Source organism: Stenotrophomonas sp. WED208, from assembly GCF_040984485.1.
Lineage (GTDB): Bacteria > Pseudomonadota > Gammaproteobacteria > Xanthomonadales > Xanthomonadaceae > Stenotrophomonas > Stenotrophomonas riyadhensis.
In genome coordinates, this window is the sequence record NZ_JAZARB010000001.1 from 1,342,263 (window position 1) to 1,366,509 (window position 24,247).

At 65.9% G+C, this 24,247-nt stretch carries 23 protein-coding genes; 14 read left to right on the plus strand and 9 right to left on the minus strand.

The window, feature by feature from the left end; genetic code table 11:
• Positions 1 to 145 precede the first annotated feature (145 nt).
• Positions 146 to 2,959 carry a TonB-dependent siderophore receptor gene (locus VPH47_RS05845; protein WP_164161520.1) on the minus strand — a complete coding sequence of 938 codons (2,814 nt, stop codon included), beginning with the start codon at positions 2,957 to 2,959 and terminating at the stop codon, positions 146 to 148.
• A gap of 214 nt (positions 2,960 to 3,173) precedes the next feature.
• Between VPH47_RS05845 and apbC the strand changes: the two genes are divergently transcribed.
• Together apbC and dcd are read left to right on the plus strand one after the other, a co-directional pair.
• Positions 3,174 to 4,028, plus strand: a complete 855-nt coding sequence (gene apbC / locus VPH47_RS05850) for an iron-sulfur cluster carrier protein ApbC (RefSeq protein WP_110714355.1) — start codon at positions 3,174 to 3,176, stop codon at positions 4,026 to 4,028.
• 78 nt (positions 4,029 to 4,106) lie between these two features.
• The gene (gene dcd / locus VPH47_RS05855; protein WP_010483020.1) at positions 4,107 to 4,679 is read left to right on the plus strand and encodes a dCTP deaminase; all 573 of its coding nucleotides are present in this window, start codon (positions 4,107 to 4,109) and stop codon (positions 4,677 to 4,679) included.
• Positions 4,680 to 4,767: 88 nt separating this feature from the next.
• On the opposite strand, the gene VPH47_RS05860 is transcribed toward dcd, so the two are convergent.
• The 4 genes from VPH47_RS05860 to VPH47_RS05875 all read right to left on the minus strand — a co-directional run bounded on the left by VPH47_RS05860 (position 4,768) and on the right by VPH47_RS05875 (position 7,441).
• A complete protein-coding gene (locus VPH47_RS05860; protein ID WP_180846270.1) occupies positions 4,768 to 4,935 on the minus strand; it encodes a DUF5668 domain-containing protein in 168 nt (55 codons plus the stop codon).
• 15 nt (positions 4,936 to 4,950) lie between these two features.
• The gene (locus VPH47_RS05865) at positions 4,951 to 5,373 is read right to left on the minus strand and encodes an HIT domain-containing protein (RefSeq protein WP_110713023.1); all 423 of its coding nucleotides are present in this window, start codon (positions 5,371 to 5,373) and stop codon (positions 4,951 to 4,953) included.
• Complete coding sequence (locus tag VPH47_RS05870; protein ID WP_368850315.1) at positions 5,370 to 6,041, minus strand: dienelactone hydrolase family protein; 672 nt, start codon at positions 6,039 to 6,041, stop codon at positions 5,370 to 5,372. Before VPH47_RS05870 ends, VPH47_RS05865 begins: the two co-directional genes overlap by 4 nt.
• A gap of 371 nt (positions 6,042 to 6,412) precedes the next feature.
• Positions 6,413 to 7,441, minus strand: a complete 1,029-nt coding sequence (locus VPH47_RS05875) for a hypothetical protein (protein ID WP_368850316.1) — start codon at positions 7,439 to 7,441, stop codon at positions 6,413 to 6,415.
• A gap of 231 nt (positions 7,442 to 7,672) precedes the next feature.
• Here VPH47_RS05875 and rimO point away from each other — a divergent pair, with 231 nt between their 5' ends.
• Both rimO and VPH47_RS05885 read left to right on the plus strand, forming a co-directional pair.
• Positions 7,673 to 9,040 (plus strand): 30S ribosomal protein S12 methylthiotransferase RimO, encoded by a 1,368-nt coding sequence (gene rimO / locus VPH47_RS05880; protein ID WP_368850317.1) that lies wholly within the window; start codon positions 7,673 to 7,675, stop codon positions 9,038 to 9,040.
• Complete coding sequence (locus VPH47_RS05885; protein ID WP_368850318.1) at positions 9,037 to 9,876, plus strand: DUF3025 domain-containing protein; 840 nt, start codon at positions 9,037 to 9,039, stop codon at positions 9,874 to 9,876. Before rimO ends, VPH47_RS05885 begins: the two co-directional genes overlap by 4 nt.
• Before the next feature lie 87 nt (positions 9,877 to 9,963).
• Here VPH47_RS05885 and greB read toward each other — a convergent pair whose 3' ends face one another.
• A complete protein-coding gene (greB, locus tag VPH47_RS05890) occupies positions 9,964 to 10,470 on the minus strand; it encodes a transcription elongation factor GreB (RefSeq protein ID WP_110713018.1) in 507 nt (168 codons plus the stop codon).
• A gap of 125 nt (positions 10,471 to 10,595) precedes the next feature.
• Positions 10,596 to 12,101 (minus strand): helicase HerA-like domain-containing protein, encoded by a 1,506-nt coding sequence (locus tag VPH47_RS05895; protein ID WP_110713017.1) that lies wholly within the window; start codon positions 12,099 to 12,101, stop codon positions 10,596 to 10,598.
• Positions 12,102 to 12,223: 122 nt separating this feature from the next.
• Between VPH47_RS05895 and VPH47_RS05900 the strand changes: the two genes are divergently transcribed.
• Positions 12,224 to 13,831 (plus strand): transglycosylase SLT domain-containing protein, encoded by a 1,608-nt coding sequence (locus VPH47_RS05900; protein ID WP_110713015.1) that lies wholly within the window; start codon positions 12,224 to 12,226, stop codon positions 13,829 to 13,831.
• 23 nt (positions 13,832 to 13,854) lie between these two features.
• Positions 13,855 to 14,202: a ribonuclease E inhibitor RraB gene (locus VPH47_RS05905; RefSeq protein ID WP_110713014.1), complete on the plus strand. Its 348-nt coding sequence runs from the start codon at positions 13,855 to 13,857 to the stop codon at positions 14,200 to 14,202.
• Between the two features lie 91 nt (positions 14,203 to 14,293).
• Here the strand turns inward: VPH47_RS05905 and asd are convergent, their stop codons facing one another.
• On the minus strand, positions 14,294 to 15,136 hold the full coding sequence (gene asd, locus VPH47_RS05910; protein WP_006381472.1) for an archaetidylserine decarboxylase: 843 nt from the start codon (positions 15,134 to 15,136) through the stop codon (positions 14,294 to 14,296).
• Positions 15,133 to 15,783: an SCO family protein gene (locus VPH47_RS05915; RefSeq protein WP_006381470.1), complete on the minus strand. Its 651-nt coding sequence runs from the start codon at positions 15,781 to 15,783 to the stop codon at positions 15,133 to 15,135. The genes asd and VPH47_RS05915 overlap by 4 nt, the downstream gene beginning before the upstream one ends.
• A 122-nt stretch (positions 15,784 to 15,905) precedes the next feature.
• Between VPH47_RS05915 and prmB the strand changes: the two genes are divergently transcribed.
• The 8 genes from prmB to VPH47_RS05955 all read left to right on the plus strand — a co-directional run bounded on the left by prmB (position 15,906) and on the right by VPH47_RS05955 (position 24,150).
• The gene (gene prmB, locus VPH47_RS05920) at positions 15,906 to 16,835 is read left to right on the plus strand and encodes a 50S ribosomal protein L3 N(5)-glutamine methyltransferase (protein ID WP_110713009.1); all 930 of its coding nucleotides are present in this window, start codon (positions 15,906 to 15,908) and stop codon (positions 16,833 to 16,835) included.
• A complete protein-coding gene (gene aroC / locus VPH47_RS05925) occupies positions 16,832 to 17,935 on the plus strand; it encodes a chorismate synthase (RefSeq protein WP_005410486.1) in 1,104 nt (367 codons plus the stop codon). Before prmB ends, aroC begins: the two co-directional genes overlap by 4 nt.
• Complete coding sequence (locus VPH47_RS05930; protein WP_248858056.1) at positions 17,928 to 18,965, plus strand: D-glycerate dehydrogenase; 1,038 nt, start codon at positions 17,928 to 17,930, stop codon at positions 18,963 to 18,965. The genes aroC and VPH47_RS05930 overlap by 8 nt, the downstream gene beginning before the upstream one ends.
• Before the next feature lie 91 nt (positions 18,966 to 19,056).
• On the plus strand, positions 19,057 to 20,085 hold the full coding sequence (locus VPH47_RS05935) for an aspartate-semialdehyde dehydrogenase (RefSeq protein ID WP_110713006.1): 1,029 nt from the start codon (positions 19,057 to 19,059) through the stop codon (positions 20,083 to 20,085).
• Positions 20,086 to 20,257: 172 nt separating this feature from the next.
• Positions 20,258 to 22,306 (plus strand): FimV/HubP family polar landmark protein, encoded by a 2,049-nt coding sequence (locus VPH47_RS05940; RefSeq protein WP_368850319.1) that lies wholly within the window; start codon positions 20,258 to 20,260, stop codon positions 22,304 to 22,306.
• Positions 22,307 to 22,332: 26 nt separating this feature from the next.
• The gene (locus VPH47_RS05945) at positions 22,333 to 22,695 is read left to right on the plus strand and encodes a VOC family protein (protein ID WP_093999948.1); all 363 of its coding nucleotides are present in this window, start codon (positions 22,333 to 22,335) and stop codon (positions 22,693 to 22,695) included.
• 31 nt (positions 22,696 to 22,726) lie between these two features.
• Positions 22,727 to 23,497, plus strand: a complete 771-nt coding sequence (truA, locus tag VPH47_RS05950) for a tRNA pseudouridine(38-40) synthase TruA (protein ID WP_110713003.1) — start codon at positions 22,727 to 22,729, stop codon at positions 23,495 to 23,497.
• Positions 23,494 to 24,150 carry a phosphoribosylanthranilate isomerase gene (locus VPH47_RS05955; RefSeq protein ID WP_049429515.1) on the plus strand — a complete coding sequence of 219 codons (657 nt, stop codon included), beginning with the start codon at positions 23,494 to 23,496 and terminating at the stop codon, positions 24,148 to 24,150. The genes truA and VPH47_RS05955 overlap by 4 nt, the downstream gene beginning before the upstream one ends.
• The last annotated feature ends 97 nt before the right edge of the window (positions 24,151 to 24,247 follow it).

Below are 24,247 nucleotides of genomic sequence, written 5' to 3' on the forward strand. Positions count from 1 at the left end.
GTTAGCAGATGTGCCTCTGCGGTGGCAGTGCCCCTTCTTCGGCCGGGGAGGACCGGCAGGGGAGGCGACCGGCGTCCCCGAAGCAAAAAAAAGGCCCCGCCGAAGCGGGGCCTGGTCCAGACACGAGGTCCGGAAAACGACGGGATCAGAAGTTGTACTTGACCTGGGCCGAGATCTGGCGGCCGTAGACGCTGTAGAAGCCGTCATTGAACGGGGTCGATTCGTTGCCCGGGTAGTTGTAGCGCTGGCCTTCCGGCAGCTTGTTGAACACGTTGTTGACCATCAGCGACAGGACCAGATCGTCCTGTGCCTGGTAGTTCATGCTCAGGTTGTACGTGGTGTACGAACCCCACTTGCCGGCCTTGGCGCCGGAGGAGTGGACGTAGCCGTAGCTGCGGCCGGTGTAGGCCAGGTAGTTCGGGCTGCTGCCGACGTAGTTGGCGTACACGGTGGTGGTGAACTTGGCGATGTTCCAGGCCACCGACAGATCGCCGCGGACCTTGGCGAAGTTGTCGTAGTACCACATGTTGTACGGATCGCTCAGCAGATCCAGCTTGGCGGCACCCGGCATCGGCTGCACTTCACGCTTCAGCATGTTGGTGTAGTTGCCGGAGAACATCAGCGAGCCGAAGCGGCCGATATCCTGCTGGTACTTGGCCGCCACGGTCACCGCTTCCAGGTTCTGGCTGGCAACGTTGAGCTTCGGCGTGTACACGCGGGTCAGGTTGCCACCGGCATCGCGGGACACCCAGTTGGTCACGTCACCGCAGCTGGCCGAGGTGTTGTTCGGCAGGCCGTTGTGGCACTGGTACTCGGCCAGCAGCAGCTGGTCGCTGCTGAGGGTCTTGACCTCGTTCTTGATCTTCCAGTTGTAGTAGTCCGCCGACAGCGAGAAGTTGCTGACCGGGGCCCACACCACGCCTGCACTCCAGACGTCGGCGGTGATCGGCTTCAGGTCCGGGTTGCCGGACTTTTCGCTGTACACCGAGGTCCCCTTGTAGAACGAGCAGGCCTCGTCACGCAGGCCATAACCCAGCTGGCTGCAGCGGTAGTAGTCGTTCTGGTTGGAGGCGTACGAGCCGCTCATGCCCTGGAAGGCATCGGACAGGGTCGGCGCGCGGAACGCGGTACCGTACTTGCCGCGCAGCAGCAGGCTTTCGATCGGACGGAATTCCAGGCCGATGCTGTAGGTCGCCTTGTCGACGGTCTTGTCGGCGATCTTGAAGGCGTCATAGCGGCCCGATGCACTGACGGTCAGCGTGTCATGCAGCGGCATGCGCAGTTCGCTGGTGACCGCATAGTTGCTGCGGTGGCCGGCGCCGGCGACAGCGGTGGTGCCCCACACGTTGCTGTTCGGGCCGCTGAAGGCCTGATCCGGCGAATAGTCCCAGCCTTCGCTGCCACCTTCCAGCACGACGGCCAGGCCGGCGTCGCCGCCCGGCAGGCTGAACAGCGAACCATTGGTCACCTGCACGCGACCCAGGTTCTGCCAGGTCTTGCTGCGGTGGGTGCCGTAGCCGGTGAAGCTGGCGAACTGGTCCGGGGTGATCGGCGAGTAGAAGGCCGCGTAGTTCGGGTTGTAGATGCCGAACTTGGCTTCCGGGTCCTTCGGGTCGATGTAGGTGCCCAGACGCTGGCCCATCACGTTCTGGCCGAAGAAGCCATCGATCTTGTCCTTCCAGCGCACGAAGCGGTTCTGGTCCAGGCGGTACTCGCCGCGGGTGAAGCTGGCGCTGTAATCCCAGTTGCCGACCATGCCCTTGCCGCCCAGGGTGACCTGGTAGGCGCGGCTCTCATCGGAGTTGAGGATGTTGTTGTAGTCGCCCTGGCCGATTTCTTCCGGAGCGAAGGAGCGCTGCAGGTTCACGACCTTGCCGGAGTTCTGGTCGTAGAAACCGCCCATGCTCGACTTGGTGCCCCACCACAGGGCGCTGGCGCCGGAGGTGAACTCGGTCTTTTCCTTGCTGTACAGCACGTCGGCGAACAGCTGGAAGTTGTCGTTCACGTCGAAGGTCATCGACGAGTAGAACTGGCCGCTGTTCTTGCCGTTCTTCAGGGTCTTGTAGCCGGCGCTGTACACCGAACCGCAGGACTCGCCCGACGGGCGCTGGCCGACCACGGTGGTGCCGTCGTACAGGCCGGCGACGTTGGCGCAACGGCTCGGGTCCATCATCAGCAGCTTGCTGTCAGCGTTGGTGATGACCGCGAAGTCGTTCGACGGCACCTGTGCGGTGTAGCCGACCGGGTTGTTCTGGCGGGTGATGTCGCGCTGGTAGCCCCAGATCGGGCTGCCGTTCTCGATCTGCACGTTGAACAGTGCATGGAAGCGGTCGTCGAACGCGTTGATGCCCTTGGCAGCGCTGAAGCGGATGTTGCTGCCGCCGCCTTCGGTATAGGTGCCGCCACGGACGGTCATCGTGCCGCCGTCCATGCGCTCCTTGAGGATGATGTTGACCACGCCGGCGATCGCGTCCGAACCGTACAGCGAGGACTGGCCACCCGGCAGCACTTCGATGCGTTCGACGATGTCGATCGGAATGCCGCTGATGTTGTTGAAGGTTTCGCTGCCGTTGTACAGCGCCGGATACGAGAGCATCGGGCGGCCGTTGATCAGGTACTTGGTGTAGCCCGGGTTCAGGCCGAACATGCCGGCGGCTTCGGCGCCCTGGGTGAACGAACCCGAGGTCTGGCCGCCCTGCAGGCCGCCGGTGGTCAGCGAGGACTGCTGCAGCACTTCAGCGACACTGCTGAAACCGCGGGTCTGGATGTCTTCGGCGGTGATGGACATCACCGGGGTCTGGGTCTCGACCTGGGTCTGCGGGATCAGCGAACCGGTGACGGTGATCTTGTCCAGGTTGGTCGCCTTGTCCTGGGCCATTGCCGGTGCGGCGGCCATCAGAGCGGAAATCAGGGCGACGGCGAGCGTGTTGCGACGTGCGGTGTTGCTTACGTATTTCATGTAGTTCCAATGGAGATCAAAAACAAAAACGGCACTGCGCATGCGCCATCGCGCGGACTGGAAATGCCAGCTCCGCAGCCCAAAACAGTGCGGATCGAACGTAACATGAACTTAACAATCTGTGCACGAATCTGTAGCAATCCTGAATTTCAGTCAGGTTGCGTCCAGCTTGTATGATGCTGGGTTATTCCCCCTGACCCCGCCGGTGCTCGTTGTGAACAGTTCTCCCCGCCGTCCTCATGCAAGCCAGGTCCAGAAGGGACTTACGCCGCATGCCCGCATCCGCAATGTGATCGCGGTTGGTTCGGGCAAGGGCGGCGTCGGCAAGTCCACCACTTCGGTGAACCTGGCCGTGGCGCTGCAGCAGCTGGGCGCCCGTGTTGGTGTGCTGGATGCGGACATCTATGGCCCCAGCGTGCCGGCCATGCTGGGCCTGTCCGGCCGCCCGGAAAGCCCGGACAACAAGAGCATCGAGCCGCTGCGTGCGTTCGGTGTGGACACCATGTCGATCGGCTACCTGATCGAAGAAGACACGCCGATGATCTGGCGTGGCCCGATGGCCACCTCGGCGATGACCCAGCTGTTCAACGACACCCTGTGGGACGACCTGGATTTCCTGCTGATCGATCTGCCGCCGGGCACCGGTGACATCCAGCTGACCCTGACCCAGAAGATTCCGCTGGCCGGTGCGGTGATCGTCACCACCCCGCAGGACATCGCCACGCTGGATGCGAAAAAAGCGCTGAAGATGTTCGAGAAGGTCGAGGTGCCGGTGCTGGGTATCGTCGAGAACATGGCGGTGCATACCTGCAGCAGCTGCGGCCATGTCGAGCACCTGTTCGGCGAAGGCGGCGGCGAGCGCATGGCCGCGCAGTACGGCGTGCCGCTGCTGGGCTCGTTGCCGCTGCAGATCGGCATCCGCGAACAGGGCGATGCAGGCACCCCGATCACCGTGGCCCAGCCGGATTCGGCGCCGGCCCAGGCCTACCGCCATGCCGCACAGCGCCTGATCGAGGAAGTCGGCAAGCGCCCGCGGGCCTCGATCCCGATCCTGTCGTCGCTGCTGTAAGCGCCGTGGCCGGTGCCGCCGGCCGAGGCCGGCCCCCTGCTAGAATCCTCGCGCCCCCTCGTACCCCCAGGACAAAGCATGAGCATCAAGAGTGACCGTTGGATCCGCCGCATGTCCGAGCAGCACGGCATGATCGAGCCGTTCGAGGCCGGGCAGGTCAAGCAGGCCAACGGCGAACGCATCGTCAGCTACGGCACGTCCAGCTATGGCTATGACGTGCGCTGCTCGCGCGAGTTCAAGGTGTTCACCAACATCAACTCGACGATCGTCGATCCCAAGCACTTCGATCCGGGCAGTTTCGTGGATATCGTCGGCGATGAATGCATCATCCCGCCGAACAGTTTCGCGCTGGCGCGTACCGTCGAGTACTTCCGCATTCCGCGCGATACCCTGGTGGTGTGCCTGGGCAAGAGCACCTACGCGCGCTGCGGCATCATCGTCAACGTGACCCCGCTGGAACCGGAGTGGGAAGGCCACGTCACCCTGGAATTCAGCAACACCACGCCGCTGCCGGCGCGCATCTACGCCAACGAAGGTGTGGCGCAGATGCTGTTCTTCCAGGCGGCCGCCGATGACATCTGCGAGACGTCGTACCGCGATCGTGGCGGCAAGTACCAGGGCCAGACCGGCGTGACCCTGCCGCGGACCTGATCGCTCGCGTTATCACCCATCGAAAACGCCGGGACATGCCCGGCGTTTCCGTTTCTGGCGCGTGCCCGGACATGGCCGGGCACTACCCTTATTTGCCGCGACCGAACAGCATCGCGATGCCGACGCCCACCAGGGCCACCGGCCACCAGGTCATCAGCAGCTTGGACAGGTTCAGATGCGTCCAGCCGAGGTTGCTGGCGAGCATGAACAGGCCGATCAGGATCAGCAGGATGGCGGCAACGAGGTTGAATCGCATCGGGTCGGCAAGGGCTCAGGAGTGGGCCGGATATCCTAGCCGTTCCTTCCAGTAGGCGACATGCTGGTCCAGCGCGGCCGGCTCGTAGCGGTGGGCAGGCCCGCTGCCCCAGACCGGACCCGGCCAGGCCGGATCGCCGTCATGGCGGCCGATCACGTGGAAATGCAATTGGCGCACGATGTTGCCCAGCGCCCCGATGTTGATCTTTTCAACCCCGTCGGAGCCCTTCAGGGCCTTGCAGGCGCGGTTGAGCTCGGTGCGCAGCTTGTCCTGCTGCTCGCCGTCCAGCTCGATCCACTCGGTCACCCCGGCCAGGCGCGGTACCAGCACCAGCCAGGGGAATCGTTCGTCGTTCATCAGCCGCACTTGCGACAACGGTCCTTCGGCCACCAGCACGCTATCGGTGGCCAGGCGTGAATCGAGTTCGAATTCGCTCATCCAAGATGCTCCGAGAAGAAGTCCAGGGTGCGTTGCAGCGCCAGGGTAGCGCTGTCTGGATCATACGCATGTCCGACCTCGCGGTTGAAGGCGTGATCGGCCGGATAGACGAAGGTGGCCATCTGCGGCAGCTTCTCGCGGTGGGCTTGGACCGCCTCCGGTGGGATGCTCCTGTCCTGGGCGCCGAAGTGGAAGATCACCGGGGCCTTGGGCGTCTCATCGAGGAACTGCACGTTGCGCGCACCGTAGTAGCTGACCGAGGGCAGGCCCAGCCGCACTGCCGACAGCATCGCCACGGTACCGCCCCAGCAGTAGCCGACCGTGCCGACCTTGCCGTAGGGAGCCAGTCGGGTTGCCGCGGCGCGGACCACTTCCAGTGCCTTCTCCATGCCCAGTGCGGCGACCCGTTCCAGGCCGTCCTTCACGCCCTCGGGGCTGTAGGGGAGGGCGTCGGGGTCGGCATCGGGGCCGTCGATCAGGTCGAAGAACGACGGCGCCAGCACCGCGTAGCCCTCGGCGGCGAAGCGCTCGGCCACGCTGCGGATGTGCGGGTTGGCGCCGAAGATCTCCTGCACCACCACCAGCCCGCCACGCGGGGTACCTTCCGGCAGGGCCTGCCAGGCCCGTACCGGGCCGTGATGCGTATCCAGGGTGATCCACTCGGCCATCGTCATCTACCTCGTTGCGGGGAACAGGACTGCATTGTCGGTGCTGCGCGGGTTAGCGCGGTGTCAGCGGCTGTGCGTGATCGGGCGACTGGGCGTTCAGAGGGCGGCTGCCAACCCCGGTATACTGGCGCCCTTTCAGGCCCCGGCCCCCAGGAACCCCTGCCATGGCGGCAGGGGCCCAGGCCCCCAGAGTCCCGCGATTCCATGTCCCAGCTGAACCCCAAAGTCGGCTTCGTCAGCCTTGGCTGCCCGAAGGCATCGCTCCCTATACTTTGTACGCTCAAGCACAGATTGGCGGAGCCGGCATTGATGGGGGAGGGCGCCAACAGTGGGGGCCCTCGTTTGAGGATCAAAGCAATCGCCCGTTACCGTTAACCGCCGACTGTCCCTCCGCCTCCAGAGCCCGTGAACAACACGGTGTAGATGATCGTAGCGACGATGTTGAGAGCGATGTTGAGCGTCACCATCCGAACAAATTTCCAGCCTTGCCTTTTATTCTCATCTTCAGTTTCTGCGGCGTGTTTGCGGTCGCCTGCGGTGAAGTTGAAAACGACTTTTCGCCCCTCAACAGCAGAAAGCGTTGCATAGACCTTGCTTGCAAGCTTGTGAGACAGTTTCGCTGCTGGGGAAAGTGAGTAAATTGCCAGTAGCGTTGCAATTGCGCCTGCTGCTACGGTCGCAGGAATCTTTTCTGCACCAAATCCCCAATACAAGAGGGAGGCGACTAGCAGGGCCCAGGATAGAAGCAGCCATTGATCAACGAATGTCGCGATTCCGTTTCGATACTGTTTTACCCAATAAAGTGTTGGGTTGATCAATCTTGGCTGGGGGCGGCCCTTGTACCAGTCCTCGACAAGTGCAATCAGTTCGCGACTGAGTTGTGCATTGATGAAGTCAACTCGGCAGAAGGCCGGGGCGGCGATTTCGTCTAGCTTGTCAAGCTCATCTGCGTTCCCGGCGCCTAGCATATGGAATATCTGAGATGGCTTAATATCCCTGGAGATACGCAGGAGAAGGGTGTGTCTTTGCGGAGCAGCGTAATCCCGCATGTTGACAAGAAAGTCCCACTTGACAACGATTTCTTGAATTTTTTCCGACTCGGTCCAGCGGTGTCCTTCGAACTCCGCCCATGTTGAGAATTCCGCGAACTGCGAAGCGTCATACCCAATTTTCGCCGATGTGACATTGACGTCGATGTGATGGGTCTTGAGCTTCTCGTTTACTGAGGAATTTAGCTCCAGGAGATCGCTGGGCTGCAGGGCGACGGGTGAATTAAAGATCTTGATCCGCGAATCAGGCTTACCTGTGAATAGATAAAAGAGCGAGCGGAGGTGATCCTTGGGTACGGCTGCGGTGATGTCCCCTCCGTGGGAGGGACTGTTGATGAGAGGCGAGTTCATTACAAAAATTCCCCTGTGATCGATCCTTGGTCATCGGGCAAGGCCTGCCCGATTTGTGCGTCCTCGCAACGCGAAGGCAGCGAATGATGCAGTGGATTTGATCGCAGTCCAAGACCTTCCTGTAGAGGCTCAACTCGTGTGTAAGGTGCTTGTGCAGGTCGCGAGGTAGAATGCCTGTGCAGTTCACTAGTGCCTTGGGCACCAAGAAGAATGAAAAACTCTTTTAATTCAATGACTAACGCGGCAATTTCGCCGAAAGTTGGCTTTATCAGCCTTGGTTGCCCGAAGGCCCTTGTCGATTCCGAGCGCATCCTCACCCAGTTGCGGTCCGAGGGATACGACATCGTTCCGTCCTACGATTCGGCCGACGTGGTGGTGGTCAATACCTGCGGCTTCATCGATTCGGCGGTGACCGAGTCGCTGGACGCGATCGGCGAGGCGATGAACCAGAACGGCAAGGTCATCGTCACCGGCTGCCTGGGCAAGCGCCCGGAGCAGATCCGCGAGGCCTATCCGAACGTGCTGGCGGTGTCCGGCCCGCAGGACTACCAGAGCGTGATGGAAGCGGTTCACGAAGCGCTGCCGCCCAAGCACGATCCGTTCGTGGACCTGGTGCCCGACTACGGCATCAAGCTGACCCCGCGTCACTATGCCTACCTGAAGATTTCCGAGGGCTGCAACCACAAGTGCAGCTTCTGCATCATTCCGTCGATGCGCGGCAAGCTGGTTTCGCGCCCGGTGGATGAGGTGCTGCGTGAAGCCGAGCGCCTGGTGCGCGGTGGCGTGCGTGAGCTGCTGGTGGTATCGCAGGACACCTCGGCCTACGGCGTGGACGTGAAGTACGCCGAGAAGATGTGGCGCGACAAGGCCTACCAGACCCGTCTGAAGGCGCTGTGCGAAGGCCTGTCCGAGCTGGATGCCTGGGTGCGCATGCACTACGTCTACCCGTATCCGCACGTGGACGAGGTGGTGCCGCTGATGGCCGAGAACCGGATCCTGCCGTACCTGGACATCCCGTTCCAGCACGCCAGCCCGCGCATCCTGCGCCTGATGAAGCGCCCCGGTGCGGTCGAGAAGACCCTGGAGCGCGTGCAGAACTGGCGCCGCATCGCGCCGGACATCACCGTGCGTTCGACCTTCATCGTGGGTTTCCCCGGCGAGACCGAGGCCGAATTCGAAGAGCTGCTGTCGTTCCTGGACGAAGCGCAGCTGGACCGCGTGGGTGCGTTCGCCTATTCGCCGGTCGAGGGGGCCACCGCCAACGACCTGCCGGATGCGGTTCCGGAGGAAGTGAAGCAGGAGCGCCTGGCCCGCTTCATGGAAAAGCAGGCGCAGATTTCCGCCGCACGCCTGGAAGCCAAGATTGGTACCGTGCAGCAGTGCCTGGTCGACGCCATCGAAGGTGATATCGCCGTGGCCCGTTCCAAGGCCGATGCGCCGGAGATCGACGGCCTGGTGCACATCCAGAACGCCGACCAGGTGCCGTTGCGCGTGGGTGAGTTCGTCGACGTGGAAATCACCGAGAGCGACGAGCACGACCTGTACGGTGACGCGCTGCCGGCCGCCACCCGCCCGGCATTCGATCTCAAGATGCTGTGACCGCGGCGACGGCCGCCGCCGGTGACGGCAGCGGTGTCCGCCGCTTCGTGCCGCCGCCGCGTGCGGCGGTCGATCCACGGGTGTTCGCGCACCCGGTGTTCGCCGGGTTGCGCGACGTTCGTGATCTGTTGGAAGGCCCGGAGTGGCCGGCCGTCGCCGCGCTCGATGCGCGCCTGTCACTGCCCGGCAAGCACTTGATCGAGCAGGATGCCACGCTGCTGGCAGACGGCCTGCACTATGAAGCCCGCATCGCGCAGGGCCGCATCGCCACCCGCGCCGACAACTGGCATGACCTGTTCAATGCACTGGTGTGGGCCCGCTACCCGCAGCTCAAGCTGGCGCTGAATGCGCAGCAATGCCGGCATATCGAGGCCATGCCGCCCGGCCAGCGCAACCGCGCGCAGGCGGCACTGACCCAGTTCGACGAAACCGGTGTGATCGTGCGCGTGCGCGACAACACGTTGCTGCGCGCGTGGGACCTGCACGACTGGCGTGTGCTGTTCGAACCGGCATGCTGGCGGAGCGGTGACATCGCCATCGCTGCGGTATTCGGTCACGCGCTGATGGAGCAGGCGCTGCTGCCGGGGCGTTTGCTGGTTGGCAAGTGCGTGGTGGTGCAGGGCAAGGACGATGAGGCCAGCATTGCCGAGGTGGCTGCCGCCATCGCCGAGCACAGGGCTGTGACCGATCCCCTGCAGTTGCGTCCGCTGCCGCTGGCTGGCATCCCGGGTTGGTACGAAGGACAGGATGCCGCCTTCTACGCCAGTACCGATTACTTCCGACCGCTGCGTGCCGGCCGCCAGTACCCGTTGCCGCTGGCGCGGTGGCCGTTGTAGCGCCGAGCCCATGCTCGGCTGCGTATGCCCATCAGCCGAGCATGGGCTCGGCGCTACAAAGGGCAGGCAGTCGAGCAGGGCTCGACGCTACACAGGCGCGTATTCCACCCCGATCACCGCAAAGGTGAACTGGCCGCCGGGCAGTTCCACCGAAAATTCATCATCCAGCCGCTTCTTCAGCAGCGCACGTGCCAGCGGCGAATCGATGCTGATCCAACCCAGGCCAGCATCGGTCTCATCCGGCCCGACGATTCGGTAGCGGCTGGTGTCGCCGCTGTCCACGTTCTCCAGTTCCACCCACGCACCGAAGAACACCGCCTGCGGATCGGTCGGCGTGGTATCGACCACGCGCAGCGATTCCAGGCGCTTGGTCAGGTAGCGCACGCGGCGGTCGATCTCGCCCAGCTGCTTCTTGCGGTAGGTGTACTCGGCATTCTCGGAGCGGTCGCCTTCCGCTGCAGCAGCGGCCAGGGCCTTGACCACTTCCGGCCGTCGCAACCGCCACAGCTCATCCAGTTCGGCCTTCAACCGGGCATGGCCGGAGGCGGTGATCAGGGCAGTGCTTTTTTCTGCGGGGGGACGCCAACGGGACATGCAATGCGACTTCTTTTCTGGATGACGAAGGTGAGAGGGGTCGGAGCCCTCCCTGGCGGGAGGGATCCGACCCGTGGGTCAGATCCCTTTCCCGGGGAAAGGGCTCTGACCCCGGCAGCGACAGATCAGCGCTTGCCGCCGAAGATGCCACCCAGCAGGCCGCGCACGATCTGGTTGCCCAGCTTGGTGCCGACGGTACGCGTGGTCTGCTTGGCCATGGTCTCGATCATGCCCTGGCGGCGCTTGGTGCCGAAGATCGCATCCTTGATCGCCTGGCCGAAACCGCCTTCCTGCGCTTCGTCCTGCTCGCGGCTGCGGGCGGCGGGAGCCTGCGCCTGCTCGACCGTCTTCTGCGCGCGCTGGGCCAGCAGCTCGGCGGCCGATTCGCGGTTGATCGCGGTGTCGTAGCGGGTGCCGACCGGGCTGCCGGCACGCACCTGGGCGCGCTCGGCCTCGGTGATCGGTCCCATCCGGCAGCGCGGCGGCGCGATCATCGTCTGCTGCACCGGCATCGGTACGCCCTTGTCCTGCAGCGTGGAGACCAGGGCCTCACCGGTGCCGAGCTGGCTCAATACCTTGGCCACGTCCAGCTTGGGGTTCGGCACGAAAGTCTCGGCGGCGGTCTTCACCGCCTTCTGGTCGCGCGGGGTGAACGCGCGCAGCGCATGCTGCACGCGGTTGCCGAGCTGGCCGAGGATGTTGCCTGGCACGTCGTCGGGGAACTGCGAGCAGAAGTACACACCCACGCCCTTGGAGCGGATCAGGCGCACCACCTGCTCGATACGCTGCACCAGCGAGGCCGGTGCGTCGTCGAACAGCAGGTGGGCCTCGTCGAAGATGAAGACCAGCTTCGGCTTGTCCAGGTCGCCCACTTCCGGCAGCTGCTCGAACAGTTCCGACAGCAGCCACAGCAGGAAGGTGGAGTACAGCTTGGGCTTGAGCACCAGCTGGTCGGCGGCGAGGATGCCGATCATGCCGCGGCCGTCGTGGTTGACCCGCATGATGTCGGCCAGTTCCAGCGCCGGTTCGCCGAAGAAGTTCTCGCCACCGTCCTGCGCCAGGCGCAGCACCGAACGCTGGATCGCGGCGATCGACTGCGCGCTGACCAGGCCGTACTCGGTGGAAATGTCCTTGCGCTCCTCGGCGACCAGGCCGAGCAGGGCGCGCAGGTCGTCCATGTCCAGCAGCAGCAGGCCGCGGTCGTCGGCCAGCTTGAATACGATATCGAGCACCCCGGCCTGGGTGTCGTTCAATTCGAGGATGCGCGACAGCAGGGTCGGGCCCATCTCACTGACGGTGGTGCGCACCGGGTGGCCGAGCTTGCCGTACAGGTCCCAGAAAATGGTCGGGCTGGCGGCCGGCGCATAGTCGGCCACGCCGATCTCGGCCGCGCGCTTGAGCAGGTTCTCGGCACCGGTGCCGGGCACGGCCAGGCCGGACACATCGCCCTTCACATCGGCCAGGAACACCGGCACGCCCAGCCGCGAGAAGCCCTCGGCCAGGGTCATCAGGGTCACGGTCTTGCCGGTACCGGTGGCGCCGGCCACCAGGCCGTGGCGGTTGCCGAGTTTCGGCAGCAGGGTGACGGCAATATCGTCAGTGATGCCTTTGCCGAGCAGAATCGGATCCATGGTCCAGCCCTTGTGGTGAATAGCCCAATGTTAACCGCCGGCGGTGACGGTCCGAAGGTCGGCTTGCCCGGACCTTGGCGGCGCCGCTACTCTGCCTGCCTGTTTCGCACACAGTGCCATCAATGCCCGTTCCTGTCCTGATTTCCCGTGGTTGGCCGCTGCTGGCCCTGGCCGGCCTGGTTTCCCTGGCGCCCGACGCCCATGCGCAGCGGGTTTCGGCCCGGGACAAGGCGAAGGTCGATGCGCTGCAGCAGCGCATGACCGTTGCCGAGAAGCGCTACAGCGATGCGCTGCTGCTGGTCGCCAATGCCGACCCCAAGGGCAGCAACGAGGCCGACGCCGCGCTGGAGGACATGGAGGATGTCCTCAACGACTGCGTCAAGCAGAAGGGCTGCCAGATGGGCACCCTGCTGGCCAGCTACAAGCGCCTGCTCAAGCATGACGCCGATGCCGCTGCCAGCGATGACGTGGCCGACGAGGGCGGCGACCGCCTGGAAGCCGACCCCGACCATATCGGCCCGCTCACCGCCGACGTGCCGGAGGCCGCGCGCGCTGCCGCGCTGCTGAACGACAAGCGGCACGCCTTCGACAGCATGGTCGAGTACAACCCGGCGGTGCAGGCCGGCATCCGCCGCTGGCTGACCGACATGCGCCCGGCGCTGCTGACCAGCTATGAGAACTACCAGAACCTGCGCGCGGTGATGTGGCCGGAGTGGGAGAAGCGAGGCCTGCCCGAGGCACTGCTGTTCGGCATCATGGCCAAGGAATCCAACGGCCGTGTGCATGCCTCCTCGCGTGCCGGCGCGGCTGGCCTGATGCAGTTCATGCCGGCCACCGGCCGCCGCTTCGGCCTCGGCCCGGACGGTACCGGCTTCGATACCCGTTTCGACGCGCGCAGCGCGGCCGAGGCCAGCGCCAGCTATCTCAACGAACGCCTGCGCGAACTGAACAACAACGTGGAAATGTCGGTGGCCGCCTACAACGGTGGTGAAGGCCGTGCCGCGCGCGTGTTCAAGCAGAGCGCTGGGCAGAGCTTCTGGACCGACAGCGTCTACAACCAGTTCCCTGGCGAGACCAAGGACTATGTGCCGATGGTGATCGCCGCGGCCTGGATCTTCCTGCACCCGCAGCAGTACGGCGTGGAGTTCCCGAAGATTAGCGCGCAGCCGGCCACGCTGCGCCTGGCCAAGTCCACCACCATCTACGAACTGACCATCTGCCTGGGCAGCCACGGCACCCGTGATGGCTACATGCGCGCGCTGCGCAACCTCAACCCGCGCTATGAAGCCGATGGCTGGATTCCGGCCGGCACGCTGATCAACGCCACTACCCGCATCGCTGGCCTGTACCAGCGCAACTGCGTCAGTGGCCCGCGTGCCGACCTGGCCCGCACCCTGATCACCGCTGATCTGAACGCGGCGATCAAGCGCCCGACCGCGGCCAGCTATACCGGCAGCGTGGCGGTGGGCGGCGTGGTGCCGGTGGCCGATGCGGCAGCGTCCACCAGCGTGCCGACCGCACCGGTGGCCGCGGTGGCGACGCCACGCCCGGCACCGGCCCGACCGAAACCCGTGCGCAGCCACAAGGTGGGCAAGGGCGAGACCCTGGGCGCCATTGCCGCGAAGTTCCAGTGCGACGTGCCGACCCTGGCCCGCGCCAACGGCCTGAAAGCCCCGGCCTACAGCCTGCGCCACGGCCAGACGCTGAAGCTGCAGGGCTGCGACAAGTAATCCCCACGACCCCCGGAACCCGCATGGACCTCGAAGACACCCGCAACCTGTTCGCCAACCTCCGCGAAAACACCGACTGGGACATCAATGGCCCATTGCTGTGGGGGTATTTCTTCGTCCACTCCAGCGCCGAGCCGCTGCAGGTACTGGCCGACCACCTGCAGGCGCAGGGCTACAGCTTCGTCGAGCTGTTCGAACAGGAGCCGGAAGAGGGCGACGCGCCGTTCCACGTGCTGCACGTGGAGCGCGTGGAAATCCACGATGAAGCCTCGCTGGACCGCCGCAACCAGGAATTCGCTGCCCTGGCCGCGGAAAAGGGCGTGGAAGACTACGACGGCATGGACGTCGGCCCGGCTCCGGCCCTGCAGTAACGCGCGTACCGGTAGTGCCGGCCGCTGGCCGGCAATGCTCGTCGCGTTGGATCAACGGAGATGCCGGCCAGCGGCCGGCACTACCGAAGCCTCAGCGCAGCTTCGCCAGCGCCTGGCCCAGCTGCACCGGGCTTTCGGCGCCCAGCTGCGGGGCGAACTCGGCCACGCCCGGCGGCAGCAGCACGATCACGGTCGAGCCGTAGTTGAAGCGCGCCATCTCGGCAAAACGTTCCAGCTGGATGCCCTGGCCGCGGTAGTCCTTGCGGGTGATGCGATCACCATAGGCCGGGATCTCCTCGCCGCTCCATACGGTTTCCACGCCGGAGACCAACAGCGCACCGACCATCACGCTGACCATCGGGCCGAAGCTGGTGTCGAAATGGCAGACCAGGCGCTCGTTGCGCGCAAACAGGCGCGGCACGCCGTTGACTGCCGCAGGGCCGACGCTGAACAGGCGTCCCGGCACGTGCACGGTTTCGCGCAGGGTGCCGGTCCACGGCATGTGCACGCGGTGGTAATCGCGCGGGGACAGGTACACGGTGGCGTACAGGCCATCGTTGTACGGCTTGGCATCCTCGTCACTGCCCAGCAGCTCGGCGGCGGTGAACGACTGGCCCTTGGCCTGGAAAATGCGTCCGGCCTCGATCCTGCCGAGCTGGCTGATGCGGCCGTCGGCCGGCATCACCAGGCTGCGCGGATCGGCATCGGCCACGCGCGCGCCCGGCTTCAGGGCACGGGTGAAGAACTGGTTGAAGGTGGCGTAGCTGCGCGGGTCCGGGTTGGCCGCTTCGTCCAGGTTGACGTTGAACTTGCGGGTGACCGTGTCGATCAGCCAGCGCGACACGCGCGGATCGTCCGAGTACGCCAGCGAGCGCGCCATCGAGGACAGCAGGCGGTGGGGCAGGGCGTACGTCAGGGCGGTGGTGAGGCTCATGGGGCGGTTTTCTCGGTCAGCTTCTGCAGGTCGCGGGCAATCGCCGGCGCGTTGAACGGGGGGCGTACCAGGCCGGCCAGGCGGCCCTGCGGATCAAGCACGGCCAGGCTGGCCGAATGCTCGACGGTGTAATCCTCGGGATTTTCGTCGAAGTGCTTGCCCGGCACCTTCTGGAACACGAAGCCCAGCGAGGTGGCAAAACGTTCCAGCGAGGGAACGTCGGCGGTGGCGGCCAGGGTGTCCTTGTGGAAACCGTGCACGTACTCGCCGAGGCGGGTGGCGCTGTCACGGTCGGGGTCGACCGAGATGAACAGCACGCGCGGGCGCAGGCTGTCGGGCAGGGCCTCCCACTGGTTCTGTGCGCCGGCCAGCTCGGCCAGCGTGGTCGGGCAGACGTCGGGGCAGAAGGTGAAGCCCAGGAACACCAGGGTCCAGTGGCCCTTCAGCTCGCCCGGGATCAGCCGGGTGCCGTCGGACTGGGCCAGGTTGAAGTCGGGCAGTTCACGCGGTTGCGGGTACAGCGTGATCGCTTCGGTGGCCGGGGCGTTGGCCGGCGGCTTCGGCGCGAACACCTGCTGGGCGGCCAGCAGGCCGAGCCCCGCCGCCAGGGCGATCAGCAGGATGATGCCGGCGTTGCGATTGAACATGGGGGCTCCCGCGCGAAATGGGCTCCATCATACCGGCTGCGGCCCGATCGTTTCCGCCGCAACGGATGCCGCCGCGGGCGCCAGCCCCTATAATCGGGGGCCACTTTGCCCGCAGTACCGCCATGACCGCTGAAACGGCCGCCGAACTCCACACGATCATCGATCTGATCCGCTACGGCACCAGCCGTTTCAACGAAGCCGGGCTGACCTTCGGGCACAGCTATGACAATGCGCTGGACGAGGCCACCCAGCTGGTGCTGCACAGCCTGCACCTGCCGCACGACCTCGGCCCGGCCTACGGCCAGGCGCGCCTGCTGCAGGCCGAGAAGCTGCGCGTGCTGGAACTGTTCCAACGTCGCATCGACGAACGCATCCCGGCCGCCTACCTGACCGGTGAGGCCTGGTTCGCCGGCCTGAGTTTCAAGAGCGACGCGCGCGCCCTGGTGCCGCGCTCGCCGATCGCCGAGCTGATCGAGTGCGGTTTCGAGCCGTGGCTGGCAGGTCGTGACGTGCATCGTGCACTGGACCTGTGCACCGGTTCGGGCTGCATCGCCATCGCCATGGGCCACTACTACCCGAACTGGGAAGTGGACGGTGTCGACCTGAGCGACGACGCGCTGTCGTTGGCCGAGGAGAACAAGGAGCGCCTGCAGGCGCACAACGTCACCCTGCTCAAGTCGGACCTGTTCAATGGCCTGACCGGCCGCCACTACGACCTGATCGTCACCAATCCGCCGTACGTCACCAACGACGAGACCGATGCCCTGCCGCAGGAATACTCCTACGAGCCGGAGATGGGCCTGCGTGCCGGCGACGACGGCCTGGACCTGGTGCTGAAGATCCTGCGCGATGCCCCGCTGCACCTGAGCGAGGACGGCCTGCTGATCTGTGAAGTGGGCGAGTCCGAGCAGCACCTGATCAAGCTGCTGCCGGAAGTCGACTTCGCCTGGATCGAATTCAAGGTTGGCCAGATGGGCATCTTCGCGGTCGAATGCCGCGAGCTGATCGCCCACAGCGCCCGCATCACCGAACTGGCGGCGCAGCGCCCGTGAGTTCCAATTCGTTCGGCAAGCTGTTCACCGTCACCACGTTCGGCGAGTCGCACGGGCCGGCCATCGGCTGCGTGATCGATGGCTGCCCTCCGGGGCTGGCGCTGGACGCGGCCGAATTCGCCCACGACCTGCAGCGTCGCGCTACCGGCAAGAGCCGGCACACCTCGGCCCGCCGCGAGGCGGACGAGGTCGAGATCCTGTCCGGCGTGTACGAGGGCCTGACCACCGGCACGCCGATCGCGCTGCTGATCCGCAACACCGACCAGCGCAGCAAGGACTACGCCAACATCGGCCAGCAGTTCCGGCCGGGCCATGCCGACTACAGCTACTGGCACAAGTACGGCATCCGCGACCCGCGCGGTGGCGGTCGTTCTTCCGCGCGCGAGACCACCATGCGCGTGGCCGCCGGCGTGGTCGCCAAGAAATGGCTGGCCGAGCGCTTCGGCGTGACCGTGCGCGGCTACCTGTCGCAGCTGGGCGACATCACCCCGGCCGGTTTCGACTGGTCGGCGGTGGAAGACAATCCGTTCTTCTGGCCGCACGCCGCACAGGTGCCCGAGCTGGAGGCGTACATGGATGCGTTGCGCAAGTCCGGTGATTCGGTCGGTGCGCGCGTGGACGTGGTGGCCGACAACGTGCCGCCGGGCTGGGGCGAGCCGATCTACGGCAAGCTCGATGGCGAACTGGCCGCCGCGCTGATGAGCATCAACGCGGTGAAGGGCGTTGAGATCGGCGACGGTTTCGCCAGCGCCGCACAGAAGGGCACCGAACATCGCGACCTGCTGACCCCACAGGGCTTCGCCAGCAACCATGCCGGCGGCATCCTTGGCGGCATTTCCACCGGCCAGCCGGTGGTCGCCTCGATCGCTTTGAAGCCGACCTCCAGCCTGCGCCTGCCGGGCCCGTCGCTGGATACCGCCGGCAACGTGGTGGAGGTGGTCACCACCGGTCGCCACGATCCCTGCGTCGGCATCCGCGCCACCCCGATCGCCGAGGCGATGGTGGCGATGGTGCTGATGGACCAGGCGCTGCGCCATCGCGCGCAGTGCGGCGATGTCGGCACGATCACCCCGCGCATTCCCGGGCAGATCGATGGCTGACACGCGGCCGACCGTGTGGGTGAGCCAGCCGCTGATCGACGCGGCCATCGCGCCGCTGCGCGATCGCGTGCAGCTGCGCAGCACCGACACCGTCACCGCCTGGTCGCCCGAGCAGATCGCCGAGCAGCTGGCCAGCGCCGACGGCGCCATCATCACCCTCAACGAGCGCATCGGCGCAGCGCAGGTGGCCGATGCCGCGCAGTTGCAGGTGATCGCCAATGTCGGTGTCGGCTACAACAACCTGGATGTCGACGCGCTCAGTGCGGTCGGTATCCTGGCCAGCAACACGCCGGATGTCCTGACCGAAACCACTGCCGATCTCGGCTTCGCACTGCTGATGGCCACCGCGCGCCGCATCACCGAGTCCGAGCGCTGGCTGCGCGAGGGCCAGTGGCAGCAGTGGTCGTTCCAGACCATGCTCGGTGCCGACATCCACGGCAGCACGCTGGGCATCCTTGGCATGGGCCGCATCGGCCAGGGCATCGCCCGTCGCGGCGCGCACGGTTTCGGCATGAAGGTGCTGTACCACAACCGTTCGCAGCTGCCGGCCGCGACCGAAGCGGAGGTGGGGGCCCGTTATGTGGACCTGGACACGCTGCTGGCGCAGTCCGATCACCTGCTGCTGGTGCTGCCGTATACCCCTGCCTCGCACCACCTGATCGATGCCGCCGCGCTGGCGAAGATGAAGACGTCGGCGACGCTGGTGAACATCGCCCGCGGCGGCCTGGTCGATGAGATCGCGCTGGCCGATGCGCTGGCCAACGGCCGCCTTGCTGCAGCGGGTCTGGATGTGTACGAAGGCGAGCCAAAGGTACGCCCCGAACTGCTGGCGCTGCGCAACGTCGTGCTCACTCCGCACATCGGCAGCGCCTCGCTGGCTACGCGCACGGCGATGGTACAGCTGGCCGTGGATAATCTGGTTGCCGGGCTCGGCCTGGACGGCGGCCCGTCGCGCATGCCGAGCGCGATCAACGCTGACGCGGCGATGGCCGCGCGCGTGACTCTGGGCAAAAAAACCGGGAAACGATAGGGAACCTCCGTGCGCCCCGCTTGAGGAGGTTCCCCGAACCCAGCTGTCGTGCGTGTTTTTTCCCATCCCCGTTTTCGTGAGAGTTTCCCCCATGAGCAATGCACAGCGCAGTTTCCACGTCGCCGTCGTCGGTGCCACCGGTGCGGTCGGCGAGACCATGTTGTCGATCCTGGCCGAGCGTGGTTTCCCGGTCGGTACCCTGAGTGTCCTGGCCTCCGAGCGTTCGGCCGGCGGTGAGATCGAATTCAACGGCCAGAAGGTCAAGGTCCAGGACCTGGCCACCTTTGATCCGACCGGCGTCGAGATCGCCCTGTTCTCGGCCGGTGGCAGCGTGTCCAAGGAATACGCACCGAAGTTCGCGGCTGCCGGTGCGGTGGTGATCGACAACTCCTCGGCGTTCCGATACGACGATGACGTGCCGCTGGTGGTGTCCGAGGTCAACCCGGAGCAGGTCGCCAACCGTCCGCGTGGCATCATCGCCAACCCGAACTGCTCGACCATGCAGATGCTGGTGGCACTGGCGCCGCTGCACCGCAAGTACGGCATCGAGCGCATCAACGTCTCCACCTACCAGTCGGTGTCCGGCGGTGGCCGTTCGGCAACCGAGGAGCTGGGCAAGCAGACCGGCCAGCTGCTGAGCTTCCAGGAAATCGATCCGCAGCGTTTCCCGGTGCAGATCGCTTTCAACCTGATCCCGCACATCGACGACTTCCAGGACAACGGCTTCACCAAGGAAGAGATGAAGCTGATCTGGGAGACCCGCAAGATCCTCGGCGACGACAGCATCCTGGTGAACCCGACCGCGGTGCGCGTGCCGGTGTTCTACGGCCACTCCGAGTCGGTGGCGATCGAGACCCGCGACAAGGTCACCGTCGCCGAAGCGCGTGCGCTGCTGGAGCAGTCGCCGGGCATCGAAGTGGTGGATCGCCACGAGGCCGGTGGTTACCCGACCCCGGTCACCCACGCCTCGGGCACCGACGCGGTGTACGTTGGCCGCATCCGCGAAGATCTGTCGCATCCGCGCGGCCTGAACCTGTGGATCGTGTCGGACAACGTGCGCAAGGGTGCGGCGCTGAACGCCGTGCAGCTGGCCGAACTGGTCGCCGCCGAGCAGCGCTGATCTCCGGTTATGTAGCGTCGAGCCATGCTCGACTGCTTGTCGGTAGTGCCGGCCGCTGGCCGGCATTGCCCTGATCCACCAGCTGAAGGGATTGCCGGCCAGCGGCCGGCACTACCTCAAGGGTCTTTCCGGTGGGTGCGGACCTTGGTCCGCACGCTTTATAGTGTCGCCCATGAATAAACGGGCCAAGGGCGCAAAGCGCCCGCTCAGCTATCTTTCCGCCGCGCTGCTGGCCCTGGCCAGCAGTTCGGCGTTTGCCCTGGGCCTGGGTGACATCCGGGTCCTGTCCAAGCCGGGCCAGCCGTTGCTGGCCGAAATCCCGGTGGTCTCGGCCGATCCGTCCGAGCTGGAGAACCTGCGCGTCGCGCTGGCCTCACCGGTCACCTTCGAGCGTGTCGGCCTGCAGCGGCCGACCGGGCTGGTCAGCGAACTGCAGTTCGAACTGACCCGCAATGCGCAGGGCAGGGCGGTGGTGCGGGTGACTTCGCAGGCGCCGGTCGAGACCCCGTCGCTGAGCTTCCTGATCGAGGCCGACTGGGGCCAGGGCCGGCTGGTGCGCGAGTATTCGGCGCTGGTTGATGCACCGTCCAGTGCGCTGGCAGTAACCGAACCGGAGATCGTTGCCCCGGCAGGCACGCTTTCCAACATGATTGCCCGCGAGCCGGCGCCCGTGTCTGCAACGGAGGCACCCGATGTGCCGACCCGTGCCGCTGCAGCGACACCACCGGCACCGGCACGGCCGCGTGCGGCACCTTCACCGGTAGCGGCGACTCCGGTTGATGGCAGCATCACCGTGCAGCGCGGTCAGACCCTTTCGCAGATCGCCAGTGCGGTGGCGCGCGGCAACCAGGTCAGCCGCGACCGCGCGATGATCGCCCTGCTGCGAGCCAATCCCGAAGCCTTCATCCGTGGCAACGTCAACCTGCTCAAGCAGGGCGCGGTGCTGCGTGTGCCGGGCAGCGATGCGCTGGCCGCCGTGGATGCGGCGGAGGCCGCTGCGCTGGTGCGCGAGCACGCCGCGCAATGGCGGCAGGCACGTACCGTTCCGCAGCCGGCGGGAACGGTCGCACCGGTCGCCAGGGCGGCAACCACGAGCGCTTCTTCCCCGGCTGCGGCCAATGGCGCACGACTTGAGATCGCTCCGGCGCTGGCGTCCGACGCCGCGCATGCGGGCACAACCACCGGCACCGCTGCCGGCAGCGAGGGTGACATGCTGGGCAACGAACAACTGCGCCAGGCGCGTGAAGACATCGCCACCCGCGATGCCGAGATCGGCGAGCTGAAGCAGCGCGTGGCCGATCTGGAGAAGCTGAAGGAACAGCAGCAGTCGCTGATCGCGATGAAGGACAACGACCTGGCGGCCGCGCAGCAGCGACTGGCGCAGGCCCCGGGGGCCCGTGACGCGGTGACGCCGTGGTACTGGCTGGGCCTGCCGGTGGTGCTGCTGGCGGCCGGTGTGGCCTGGCTGCTGCGCCGTCGCAAGCCGTCGCCGCTGCCGCCGCTGCGTGAAGAAGACGATGCCGCGGGCCTGACGGCTGCGGTGCCGGCGGGCGCGGCGCTGGATACGCTGGCCGAGCAGTCTTCATGGTCGTCGGCGGTAGCCGATGGCGGCCGCCACGAGCCGGCGATGCCGGCCTGGGCGAGCGAGCCCGAGGTGCAGGCCGAAGCCGCAGTCGATCCGATCACCGACCCCGTGGCGCCGCCCGAGTGGCGGGCTGACTCACTGCGTGACGAAGACGTGGTCGTACTGCCCGAGGCGGTGACCGATCTGCCGCGCTGGGACGAACCCGCGACCGCCAGCAGCGAGGGTGTCGTTGTCGAGCCGGTGCAGGATGAACCGATTGCACCGGAAGCCCCGGCCGACATCGGTGTGCCGGACTATGCGCTGCATGCCGAACAGCAACCGCAGTTCCGTGGCGTGTTCGATCTGCCGGCAGAAACGCATGACGTCGACGCTCCGGTCGATGCCATCGATCAGGCGCCCATCGACCGCGACGGCATCGATGCCCCGCATCACGAGGATGCCGCGCCGATCACCGCGGCGGCGGGCACCGACGCTGGCTGGTCGCCCCGTGCGGGCCAGGAGCGCCTGGAACTGGCCATCGCCTATCTCGACCTGGGCGACGCGCAGACTGCGCGTACCCTGCTGCTGGAGGTCGCAGAAGGCGGCGACCTGCACAGCCAGGCACAGGCGCGCGAATTGCTGGCGCGCCTGCCGTGACCGAACCTGCTGACAAGGACCGTGCCATGAGCCGCGAGCGCCGCATCGACTACGTAGAGTTCGCCTCCAGTGATCCGGCCGCCAGCCGCGCCTTTTTCGAGAAGGTGTTCGGCTGGTCGTTCGTCGACTATGGCAGCGACTACACCGCTTTCGACGATGGCCGCCTGCAGGGCGGCTTCTTCCGCGGCCAGCCGCAACGGGCCAGTGACAGCGGCGCGCCTTTGCTGGTGCTGTACGCCGACCAGTTGGCGCCGATCGAGGCGGCGGTGCGTGATGCCGGTGGCGAGATCGTGCGCCCGGTGTTCTCCTTCCCCGGCGGCAGCCGCTTCCAGTTCGTCGAGCCCGGTGGCAACGAACTGGCGGTCTGGTCCGAACGCGATCCGGCCTGAGCGCCGCCCACCCGCAACATCGAGGTAGCACATGCGTTACGCGCTTGGCGTCGAGTACGACGGCAGCGATTTCAGGGGCTGGCAGAACCTGGGCGAGGGCGGTCCCAGCGTGCAGGCCAGCCTCGAGCAGGCCCTGTCGTCGGTGGCCGACGCGCCACTGCAGGTGGTCTGTGCCGGCCGCACCGATGCCGGTGTGCATGGCCAATGCCAGGTCGTCCACTTCGATACCGACGTGGTGCGCGATCCGCGCGCCTGGATGCTGGGTACCACCACCCGCCTGCCGCGCTCGATCGCAGTGCGTTGGTGCGTGCCGGTGGCCGATGATTTCCATGCCCGTTTCTCGGCGCGTGCGCGTCGCTACCGCTACCGCCTGCTCAACCGTGAAGTGCGGCCGGCGCTGGAGCGCCAGACCCTCAGCTGGGAGCGCCGGGCGCTGGACGAGACCCTGATGCATGCGGCCGGCCAGGCCCTGCTCGGCGAGAACGACTTCAGCGCGTTCCGTTCGGTGCAGTGCCAGGCGCTGCATGCCCGGCGTGAACTGCAGTCACTGCAGGTCAGCCGCCAGGGCGAGGTGATCGAGGTCGCCGTGCAGGGCAATGCATTCCTTCATCACATGGTCCGCAATATCGTCGGATCGTTGATCCTGGTGGGCAGCGGCGAAAAGCCGGTGGAATGGATCGCCGAACTGCTGGCCGGGCGCGATCGCACCGTAGCTGGCCCCACCGCACCGCCACAGGGCCTGGTGTTCCTTGGGCCCCTGTACCCCGACAACTGGCATCTGCCCGCCGAGGTCACGCTATGAGCCGCTCCTACTACCGTACACGCATCAAGTTCTGTGGCATGACCCGTGCCGGCGATGTCCGCCTGGCCGGTGAACTGGGCGTGGACGCGGTGGGCTTCATCTTTGCCCGCGAGAGCAGCCGCCGGGTCGCGCCGGCCGAGGCCCGCGCGATGCGCCAGGCGATCGCGCCGATGGTCGACGTGGTGGCGCTGTTCCGCAACAACAGCAAGGAAGAGGTGCGCGAGGTGCTGCGCACGGTGCGTCCGACCCTGCTGCAGTTCCATGGCGAGGAAGACGAGAGCTTCTGCCGCAGCTTCAACATGCCCTACCTGAAGGCGATCGCCATGGGCGGGCGTGAAGAGGTCAACGCCCGCACCCTGCAGCTGCGCTATCCCAGCGCCGCTGGCTTCCTGTTCGACAGCCACGCACCGGGTGGTGGTGGCGGTACCGGCGTAGCGTTCGACTGGGGCCGCATTCCGACCGGGTTGCACCGGCCGTTCCTGCTGGCCGGTGGCCTGAACCCGGAAAACGTCTATGACGCCGTCCTGGCCACGCTGCCGTGGGGCGTGGACGTCTCCAGTGGCATCGAGCTGGAGCCGGGCATCAAGGACGGGTACAAGATGCGCACCTTCGTCGAAGAAGTGCGCCGCGCGGACTGCACGGTTCTGGAGTGATACGCGTCACCCTTTGTCGTGATTTGCGGCCAGATTTGAGCCTGCACGCATTCTTCACATAGGATGGAGCCAACGCGCCTGCCAAGAGGGCCGGCGC